This is a genomic window from Chryseobacterium gregarium DSM 19109 (assembly GCF_000430845.1).
Taxonomy (GTDB): Bacteria; Bacteroidota; Bacteroidia; order Flavobacteriales; family Weeksellaceae; genus Chryseobacterium; species Chryseobacterium gregarium.
Genome location: NZ_AUMU01000037.1, coordinates 1 through 2,946 on the forward strand (window position 1 = coordinate 1; position 2,946 = coordinate 2,946).

Genomic DNA, 2,946 nt, shown 5'->3' on the forward strand with positions numbered 1-2,946 from the left:
CGTTAGGAAATTTAACACCAAATGAATTCATCATTAACAGTCAGAAAAATCAAATTTCTCTAATTTAGACTGTTCCATATATCGGGGGGAGGTCACTTTCGTCAGAGGAAAAGCACTAACAAAATCTTTTAAGAAAAAAAAGGGAAAATGGAAGAAATATAGAGCTACTATTAACGCTGGTCTTGATGGTAATATTGTTTCTGGTTGTGGAAGTAGTGAAGTATCTATGATATCTATGGAACAAAAAAGAAGAAAGAGATTAAAGAATAAAAAGGAATTAGCCGATCCTGGAAATAATCAGCTTCATAAACTTAAACCAAATAAATTAATAAGTATTCATAAACAAGAAGGAAGTTATTTTCAAGATGAAGTGTATTAGTAGTGAAATTAGAATAATGAATAGATCTATTCAGATTTTATGTTTCTAAATTTATTTCCAAAATTATCCACTAAAATTTGGAATTAAGTGAGTTTGGGAACTATTCTAACATTAATGCAGTAGATGAAAATGGAAATCCTTCAGGCTATTTCGGTGATATTATTGATGAAGCATACGCTGTCTTTTTAATAAAAAACAGATTTCAGCAAAATCTCATCTATAAGTAACACCCACGGTTTCTTTTACGTAATCTGTTATTTTTATAGAGTTATATATATTAAATATAAATTTTTATAAATTTCAAAATCTATAATAAAAAATTCGGCGACATTGTATGTCGCCGAATTTAATAATTTCCTTTTATGATCATATAATAAGGTTAGCGTATCAATACCATAATGAAAAGTACATTGACTTTTTATACGAATATTTGAGCACCAAATTACCCGATGCAGTTGATCCCATTATGAACGTTGTCGAATCATTTATCAGCGATATACCTAAAGAAGATTTAACAATATGATTTTTAAAGATGAAAAAAATATTTCATACAGTAGGTTTTAGATCTACTATTTTTCTTTGGCATGTTTTTAATTTCTTCATCTGTATAATTATCCAGAATTTTAGCGTACGGTAAAATAGACCCTGGTCAATCCAAATGGCTTATAAATTTCTTCCGGACATTTAGTAGGATCGTTTTCTGAGATTATTAATTTTAAATATATAAATTGAATATATCAGTTATATAATTTGTTAATCAATATATTCAAATAATAAATTAATAATATTCTGGCTGTAAAATACTCCAAACATTCAGCAAAGTAATTCATAAATTGCAACCATGTATTAATCATTTTTTGAGATTTGCCAATAATAATTATTACGTTTCTAGGCTAAAGTAAGTAGCGGACTTTGAGAAAATCTGTTTCTTTCGAACACAAACTAAGTTATGGGAAAAGGCTTCAACTTACTGAAAAAAAGTCTTTTTTTAGTGTATGTAGTGCGCAGATTGCATTGGTCTTATCATTTAATAGTTTTTACTGATGCTAAAATTTCTTGAATTTGCTTTATTTGCTCTGGCGATAGATTTCTTTTAGGAATCAAAATCGCAGATAAATTGTTTTGATAGATCAGAAACCAGTTTTTCTTTTCAACTACCTTATAGATTTTCGACCAGAGAATTTCCATATAGAAGGATTCGCCTCTGATTTTTATCTCGTTTTCGGTTAAATTCATATCCAACGTTTCCCTTAAATGATTGCTCGAGTAGTAATTTCTTAGAATTGTAGTAAATATAACGGTCGGTTGAATCACAGCAATTAAAAGTAAAGTGATATATTGATAAATTACGGGTTCTGGAAGATTTAAAATATTTAAGTGGTAAAGCGCAATCCAAAGCACGAGTAATAACACGAAACAGACAAGAAATATCATTATTGGCTTTGAATATGTTAAGCTAAATAATATTTTTAAATATTGTCGGATAGTCACTTTTGCTTTTAACTTCATTTTATCGTTTTTTGAGATAAGTTGATGTATTATTCTTTAATTAAAATTAAGATTTTACTATTTTTAATAGGTCATCACAATATAGAAATTATTATCACAAACAGAGTAGAAACTAAAAGAGTGTTACAAATTATTTTGTAACACTCTTTTAGTTTTAATATTTCAAAAGAAATTTATCTTATTGAGAAATAATAGTATACGTTAATTCTGTTGTATATACGGTAGGAGTCTGTCCTGCAATATAGTTGTCCAGGTAAGCGTTAGCACCCGCACCTTTGTATTCAATGCTGATTTTTTTATCTACCCCTCCTATTGCTGAAGTAACCAATGTGGTTTCGTTAGCTGACAACTGGGTGTTCTGTGCATACTGAGCTCCTGTAATAGGCTCTGATCCTGCACTTGCTTTGATCTGGATCGTGTTGGCCTGGATGTTTTTAGCACCGTTCTGTAAAGCAGCGTTGGCACTTTTCACTTTTACCTGAAATCCTCCGGTACTGTAGATATTCAAGTGGTCAGCATTAACAGATGACACACCGTTTACATAGTCATCTTTGGTTACATAGTCTAAGTTAACGACTTTCTGAGTGGTATTCACCACAAGGGTCTGGATAGGCTTTAATCTGACGTTTAAAGTTACTGTCTGCTGAGCATTCAATGATATAAATCCTGCAAAAGCGAAAGCGGCAAAAATTAATTTTTTCATGATGTAAATAATATTTTTATTATAAAGCAGTAGCAGTATAAGTTACCGTTTGTGTATACGTTCCGGCCGGCTTACCTAAGATATCAGAAGATGATGATTTCGCCGCTGGAATGGTGTAGTCCAGATTCAGTGTTAAGGCGCTTCCAAGCGGAGCATTTGCTACTAAAGTCTGATCCGCTGCCGATAAAACAACAGCGCTTTTTGTTCCGCCCATCGTTCCGGCAGCTGCTGAAGTTTTGATGGTCAAAACATTGACAGGGATTTCATTGGTTCCGTTCATGAAGCTCGCACCGCCTGCTTTTACCTTCACATTAAAATTCTTTGTTGAAGTAACTTTCAAAGCGTTGGCCTGGGC

2 protein-coding genes and 1 pseudogene are annotated in these 2,946 nt (G+C 31.9%); all 3 read right to left on the reverse strand.

The genetic code is table 11. From position 1 onward, the window contains the following. Positions 1 to 1,402 precede the first annotated feature (1,402 nt). Entirely contained in the window at positions 1,403 to 1,888 is a 486-nt protein-coding gene (locus H561_RS0120125; protein WP_081411704.1) for a YcxB family protein, read from the reverse strand. Between the two features lie 178 nt (positions 1,889 to 2,066). Continuing rightward, a complete protein-coding gene (locus H561_RS0120130; protein WP_027388607.1) occupies positions 2,067 to 2,591 on the reverse strand; it encodes a hypothetical protein in 525 nt (174 codons plus the stop codon). A 19-nt stretch (positions 2,592 to 2,610) separates the two neighbouring features. Next, positions 2,611 to 2,946 (reverse strand): annotated as a pseudogene (locus H561_RS24145) (peptidoglycan-binding protein LysM); the annotation flags it as partial.

Bases quoted from the DNA above. Each gene is read 5' to 3' on its own strand.
- H561_RS0120130 (WP_027388607.1), bottom strand. From the start codon at position 2,591: ATGAAAAAATTAATTTTTGCCGCTTTCGCTTTTGCAGGATTTATATCA.
- H561_RS0120125 (WP_081411704.1), bottom strand. From the start codon at position 1,888: ATGAAGTTAAAAGCAAAAGTGACTATCCGACAATATTTAAAAATATTA.